We start from the raw sequence: 6,291 nt of genomic DNA, 5'->3' as shown, positions 1-6,291 counted from the left end.
TCGGCCTCGCCGATCTCGGGGGCGACGACGTCGAGGATCCGTCGGCCCTGGATGCGCAGCGCGCGGGCGTCGTAGTGCGCAGCGGCTTCGAGGAGGTAGTCACGTGCTCGAGTGCGGACGTCGGGCTGGACGGTGTCGGGCAGGGCGTCGACGGCGTCGGTGACCACGTGGGCTTGGTCGACCAGCACGTCGCCTGCCGCCAGCGCGTGGGCGACGGGGTCGTGGGTCTCGAGGGCATTGGCGAGCTTGATCTTCCGTGCGGCTTCGCGCTGGGTCATGCGGGTGTGGTTCGCCCACCACACCGACGTCGACGTCGCACCAGACGCGTCGCCGACCTGGTTGCGGTCGGCGTGCGCGGCGACCTTCAGCTCCAGGCCGCTGAGCCGTGCGATCAACCGGGTCACCCGGGCCAGTGCCTGCCGGGTGTCCTCGTCGCTCATCGACCACGCCGGAGCGCGCTCGACGGTGTCGATCTCGGAGTCAATCGCGGACAACGCAGCGAGGATCGGGTGGCCCCGATCGGCGCGGTGTCCGGTGCTGGTCATGGACCCATTCCAGCATCGACCACCGACAGTCCGAGGCCTCAGAACCCTGTATACACAAGGGATTCGGAAAACTTTCTGAGACTCTACTTTCGGGTTCACGGTGGTGGTTTCGGGGCTCGCTGCGCTCGCACCTCATCCGCCGTGGGGGGTCGGCATCTGGCCCGCGCTTGTGCGGGCGGCACGGCTTCGAGGAGTGGTGGTGGTCATCCGCGCCGCGTCGCCGCGGTGACAGTCGGCTCACGGGGTCTCGACCCGGGCTCGCTGGCGCTCGCCCGGCTCGACCAGCGGTTGTCACTCGGCGAGCAGCAGGTCCTGCATGACCTCGATCTCCGCCGTCTGGCCGGACTCGATCTGCTCGGCCAGCGCGATGGCGTCGGCGTTCTCGCCGTCGGACTGCTCGGCCTGGGCCATCTCGATGGCCCCCTCGTGGTGCTCGATCATCATGGTGAGGAACATCTGGTCCCAGTCGCCGCCCATGGCGCCGTCGAGGTCTGACAGGGCGTCCTCGTCCATCATCCCGGGCATCTGTGACGCGCTGCCGTGGCCCATGTCGCCGTGGCCCATGTCGCCGGAGGGGGCGTCCTGCCCCCAGTCCTCGAGCCAGCGCGTCATGGTCTCGATCTCCGGTCCCTGGGCGGCTTCGATGCCCGCGGCCAGGTCCTTCACCTCAGCGCTGTCGGCGTGACTCTCGGCCATCTCGGCCATCAGGACCGCCTGCTCGTGGTGAGGGATCATGTCCTGCGCGAACTGCACGTCGGCGTCGTTGAACTCGGCGCCGGCGGAGTCGCCGCCCTCCGGCGTGCCGTCGTCGTCGCCACAGGAGGCGAGGGTGAGGACTCCGGCCAGGAGCAGCGCAAGGACTGCGGTCATCTTCTTCATGCTCGCCAGCATGGTCGGGTGACCCAAGGCGGACTGTTCAGGTCAGGTCAAGATTCCCTGAAGATGTCGGCCGTGCGGAGCCGTGCCGTGAACGTCGTACCGTGAGGTCGACCGGCTCGCCGTCGAGCCACACCTCACGGGCCGTGGGGTCGACGGCCAGCCCCCCGAACGTGCGTACGTCGTAGGCCTCACCGGCCACACGACGGCGACCCGGTCCGCACGTCGCGGGCGAACACTGGCAGAGCAGGGGGCAGGGAACGACGACGAAGGAGCTGGTCTCGATGATGGGTGGTTGGTACCACGACGGTGGGGGTTGGGGCGGGTGGCTGCTGATGATGCTCGTGATGGTCGCGTTCTGGGGTCTGGTGGTGGCTGCCGTGGTGACCCTGTTCCGCAGTTCTGCGCGGCCAGGCTCGGCGGGCTCGCCGCCGGCGGCGCACCCGGACCCGCAGGCGATCCTGGACGAGCGCCTTGCCCGCGGCGACATCGACCTCGAGGACTACCGCGCACGGCGGGCCGTGCTGCGCGGCTCGCCGTAGCGGCCCGTCGCCGTAGGGTGGCATCGTCGTCCGGAGAGGGGTCACGATGCAGCTGAGCGGCAGGGTGTGGGTGGTCACCGGGGCCGGTAGCGGCATGGGCCGCGAGCTGGTGCTCGAGCTGCTCCGACGCGGTGCCCGGGTCGCCGCGGTCGACCGCAACCCCGACGGTCTGGTGGACCTCACCGCCCTCGCCGACGCGGGCGGGCGTCTCTCCACCCACGTCGTCGACATCACCGACCGGGCCGCGGTCCGGGCGCTCCCCGACGACGTGGAGACCGCGCACGGCGCGGTCGACGGGCTGGTCAACAACGCGGGGATCATCCAGCCGTTCGTGCCCGTGGCCGAGCTCGACGACGCCACGATCCAGCGGGTGCTCGACGTCAACCTGATGGGCACCCTGCACATGGTGCAGGCGTTCCTGCCGCGGCTGCTGGCCCGCCCGGAGGGTCACGTCGTCAACGTGTCGAGCATGGGTGGCTTCTTCCCCTTCCCGGGCCAGACGATGTACGGCGCCAGCAAGGCGGCCGTCAAGCTGCTGAGCGAGGGCCTCTACGCAGAGCTGCTCGACACCTCGGTCCGGGTCACCGTGGTCTTCCCCGGTGCCGTCGAAACCAGCATCACCGCCAACTCCGGGGTCGAGCAGCCGACGAGCGACAGCGACAGCAAGGTGCCGATGACGGCGGCCGACCAGGCCGCCCGGGCCATCCTGAAGGGCGTCGAGCGCAACAAGCTGCACGTCTACGTCGGCACCGATGCCAAGGTGATGAACCTGGCGATCAAGGTCGTCCCGCGGACGGCGATCCGGTTCGTGCAGAAGCAGATGAGCAAGCACCTGGGTGCACCACAGCTGACCAAGGAGTCCTGATGGAGATCGCGGTCCTCGGCACCGGATCGGTGGGGCGCACGGTCTCAGCGCGCCTCGACGAGCTCGGTCACACGGTGACGATCGGCACGCGGGACCCGGAGGCCACGCTGACCCGCGCCGACCATCCGCAGCTGCCGCTGGCGACGTACGCCGACGCGGCGGCACGCGCCGAGCTGGTGGTCCTCGCCGTTTCCGGCGAGGTGGCACTCGACGTGCTCGCGCTGGCGGGTGCGGACAACCTCGCGGGCAAGGCGCTGGTCGACATCTCCAACCCGCTGGACTTCTCGGCCGGCTTCCCGCCGACCCTGCTGGTCAAGGACACCGACTCGCTCGGGGAGCAGATCCAGCGCGCGTTCCCCGAGGCCCGCGTCGTCAAGACGCTCAACACGCTCACGGCGTCGCTGATGGTGCACCCCGAGACCCTCGGGAGCAGCAGCACCGTCTTCGTCTCCGGGGACGACCCCAGCGCCAAGGGAATGGTCACGGGCCTGCTCGCGGCCATGGGTCACGACGACGTGATCGACCTCGGCGGCATCGAGACCGCGCGGGGCACCGAGATGCTGATGCCGGTCTGGCTCCGCCTGATGCAGGCCCTGGGCACGGGGGAGTTCAACTTCAAGATCGTGCGCTGAGGTGCAGGTCACTTTGACCGGGCCTCGGCAATAAGGTTGACTTCGGCAAGCATCTGTTTGGCCTGCCACCGAAGGAAACCGCATGTCCACCGAGCCAGTCGTGGGGCCCACCCCGGCTTCCCCGCGGGCGCTGCTGAGCGTGGTCGTGCTCTGCTTCGGCGGACTGAGCGCCGCCCTCACCCAGACCCTGGTGATCCCGATCCAGTCGGAGCTGCCGCGCTTGCTCGACACCTCGGCCGCCAACGCGTCGTGGGTGATCACCTCGACCCTGCTGGCAGCGGCCGTGGCGATGCCGATCGCCGGGCGGCTGGCCGACATGTTCGGCAAGCAGCGGGTGCTGATGGTGAGCGCGGTCCTGCTCATGGTGGGCTCGCTCATCTGCGCCCAGGCGGACTCCCTGCTGCCGATGCTCGCCGGGCGAACCGTCCAGGGCTTCGCGACGGGCTTCATCCCGGTCGGGATCAGTCTGATGCGCGAGATCACCCCGCCCAAGATGACCACCAGCGCGATCGCCGCCATGAGCGCCACGCTCGGTGTCGGCGGCGCGATCGGGCTGCCGCTGGCGGCCTGGGTCGCTCAGGACTTCAACTGGCACGCGCTCTTCTGGATGTCCGCGGGCCTGGCCGTCCTGGTCACGGTCGGCGTCGCCACCGTGGTGCCGCACATCCACGACGGCGGCGGTGGCCGCCTCGACGTCGTCGGCGCCCTCGGCCTCACCACCGGTCTGGTCGCCACCCTCGTGGCCGTCACCAAGGGCAACGCCTGGGGCTGGGGCGAGCCGCGCACGCTCGGTTGCCTGGTCGGCGGGGTCGTGGTGCTGCTGGTCTGGGGCTGGTACGAGCTTCGGGTCGACGACCCGCTGTGCGACCTGCGCGTGACCGCGCAGGCACCGGTGCTGCTCACCAACCTGGCCGCTGTCGCGGTGGGGTTCGGGATGATGGCCCAGGCGATCGTCGTACCCCAGCTGCTGCAGCTGCCCTCCGAGACCGGCTTCGGCTTCGGGCAGACGATCCTCGAGGCCGGGCTCTGGATGGCCCCCGGTGGCCTGATGATGATGGTGTTCGCGCCGCTCTCGGGCCGCATGATGGACCGCGCCGGCGCCAAGCCGACGCTGATGCTCGGTGCGGCCGTGCTCGGCTCGGGCTACCTGGTGGCCGCGTTCCTGACCCACGCCCCGTGGCAGGTCCTGGTCGCGAGCTGTATCTCCTCTGCGGGCGTCGGCATCGGCTACGCCGCGATGCCCACCCTGATCCTGGCGGCGGTGCCGATGCGTGAGGCCGCCTCCGCGGTCGGCATCAACGCGCTGATGCGGTCGATGGGCACCACGCTGGCCGCAGCCGTGATGGCGATGCTGCTGACCGGCTCGACCACGACCTTCGCGGGCACGCAGGTGCCCAGCGAGTCCGCGTTCACGCTGTGCTTCGTGGTTGGAGCCATCGCTGCCTTCGTCGGCGTGGCCATCACCGCGGTGATCCCGGTCGTCCGCCGGCAGTCGGCCCCCGCCGCGGAGGGCGTGAGAGCGGACGCGGTCTCCCGCTAGACCCGCCTTGTGGCGCCGCTGCCGCGGGGCGATCATCGAGAGATGGACGTCGCCCTGCTCGTCGGCCGGTGGCTCGGCCTGGTGTCGCCTCCGGCTCCGGTGCCGGTGGGCCCGCCGATCGAGCGGATCGCTGCCGACGTACGCCGGATCCGGGCGGACATCCGCCACACCCCTCCCGGGATGCCGGCCGCCCGGAGGCGGGGCTGGAGCGCCGCCTACGACGACGTACTGGTCGCCGCGTGCCGCGCCCTCGACCTGGAGCAGTGCTTGGAGTCGCGGCTCACGATGGTGGAGCGGGAGCTCGAACGTGAACGCGTCGAGCGGATGCTGGTGCGTTCGGGGCTGCTCGTGCCAGGTGCAGGGTGAGGTCGCCGTTTAGGGTCACCCGCTCGGGGAGCACGGACCGGGTCTGGTCGAAGACCTGCACGCGCACGCTCAGGGGGAGCTGGAGGTAGGCCGAGATCGTCCCGAGGTGGCCGAGGTAGTCAGACGCTGACATCTCCACTCGCCGCCCGATCTCCAGCTGCCGTACGGCGGTGAACAGGTCGGACTGCGAGAGCTCGGCGCCCGGCCACTGCATCGTGCTGTCGTGCGGCGTCCAGTCGGGCGAAGGGACGGCGTCGTCGATCCCGAACCGAGCTCTCACCGCGGCCACGGACTTCTCGAGTCCCGGCTCTGCGAGAAGCAACTGCCCGCCGAACGAGGCGAACGTGCCGCCCGGCTCGAGCAGCGCGGCCACGCGCGACCACCGGTGCTCCGGGTCGGTCCAGTGCATCGCCGCGGCCGCGAAGACGAGGTCGTACGGCCTGTCGAGCGGCAGGTCCTCGAAAGCCGTCTGCTCCGTCTCGACCGTTGCGGGCACGTGGCGGCGTAGCTCCGCGAGCATCGCGGGATCGGGATCCGTGGCGGTCACGGCGATGTCGCGTGCGGCGAAGACCCGGGTGGCCTTGCCGGTGCCGGCCCCGATCTCCAGCGCGGTCGTGACCCGCGTCCGTGCGTAGGCCAGCACCTCGTCGACCAGCCGCTCGGGGTAGCCGGGCCGGAATCGCTCGTAGTCCGCTGCCACCGCTCCGAAGCTCAGCGCGCGCTCACTCATCCCGCGATGGTGCCATCTGCCAGGACCGCAATGTCGGCAGTTCGCGACTCGACTGCTCGCACCACGCCTGAGAGAACGGCGTCAGGGGGTGAACTGCCTGCATCTCGGCCGGTTTGCCAACAACGCGGTGGATCTGACGCATCTGGTGTGTCAGATCCACCGCGTTGTTTCAGCAGCGGCCCTGCCTTCGGACCA

Annotated in this window: 8 protein-coding genes; 5 read left to right on the top strand and 3 right to left on the bottom strand. The window is 70.3% G+C overall.

Annotated features, from left to right (window positions below; genetic code table 11):
- The coding region (locus BLR90_RS17095) for a DUF222 domain-containing protein (RefSeq protein WP_143016249.1) at positions 1 to 545 on the bottom strand (545 nt) is incomplete at its 3' end.
- 291 nt (positions 546 to 836) lie between these two features.
- Positions 837 to 1,424, bottom strand: coding sequence for a DUF305 domain-containing protein (locus BLR90_RS17090; protein WP_091026450.1), 588 nt, complete (start codon positions 1,422 to 1,424; stop codon positions 837 to 839).
- Positions 1,425 to 1,705: 281 nt separating this feature from the next.
- Here BLR90_RS17090 and BLR90_RS17085 point away from each other — a divergent pair, with 281 nt between their 5' ends.
- The 5 genes from BLR90_RS17085 (at position 1,706) to BLR90_RS20735 (ending at position 5,366) form a co-directional block, all read left to right on the top strand.
- Positions 1,706 to 1,963, top strand: coding sequence for an SHOCT domain-containing protein (locus tag BLR90_RS17085; RefSeq protein ID WP_091026428.1), 258 nt, complete (start codon positions 1,706 to 1,708; stop codon positions 1,961 to 1,963).
- A gap of 46 nt (positions 1,964 to 2,009) precedes the next feature.
- Positions 2,010 to 2,828, top strand: coding sequence for an SDR family NAD(P)-dependent oxidoreductase (locus tag BLR90_RS17080; RefSeq protein WP_091026427.1), 819 nt, complete (start codon positions 2,010 to 2,012; stop codon positions 2,826 to 2,828).
- A complete protein-coding gene (locus tag BLR90_RS17075; RefSeq protein WP_091026426.1) occupies positions 2,828 to 3,460 on the top strand; it encodes an NADPH-dependent F420 reductase in 633 nt (210 codons plus the stop codon). The genes BLR90_RS17080 and BLR90_RS17075 overlap by 1 nt, the downstream gene beginning before the upstream one ends.
- Before the next feature lie 82 nt (positions 3,461 to 3,542).
- Positions 3,543 to 5,000: an MFS transporter gene (locus BLR90_RS17070; protein WP_091026425.1), complete on the top strand. Its 1,458-nt coding sequence runs from the start codon at positions 3,543 to 3,545 to the stop codon at positions 4,998 to 5,000.
- 42 nt (positions 5,001 to 5,042) lie between these two features.
- Positions 5,043 to 5,366 carry a hypothetical protein gene (locus tag BLR90_RS20735; RefSeq protein ID WP_143016248.1) on the top strand — a complete coding sequence of 108 codons (324 nt, stop codon included), beginning with the start codon at positions 5,043 to 5,045 and terminating at the stop codon, positions 5,364 to 5,366.
- On the opposite strand, the gene BLR90_RS17065 is transcribed toward BLR90_RS20735, so the two are convergent.
- Entirely contained in the window at positions 5,281 to 6,096 is an 816-nt protein-coding gene (locus tag BLR90_RS17065) for a class I SAM-dependent methyltransferase (RefSeq protein WP_091026424.1), read from the bottom strand. The two genes, BLR90_RS20735 and BLR90_RS17065, sit on opposite strands and share 86 nt — an antisense overlap.
- Between the last annotated feature and the right edge of the window lie 195 nt (positions 6,097 to 6,291).

This window comes from Nocardioides szechwanensis, from assembly GCF_900103935.1.
GTDB classification, from domain to species: Bacteria; Actinomycetota; Actinomycetes; order Propionibacteriales; family Nocardioidaceae; genus Nocardioides; species Nocardioides szechwanensis.
Note: the sequence above shows the minus strand (reverse complement) of the source record. Positions and strands in the feature narration are given on the sequence as shown.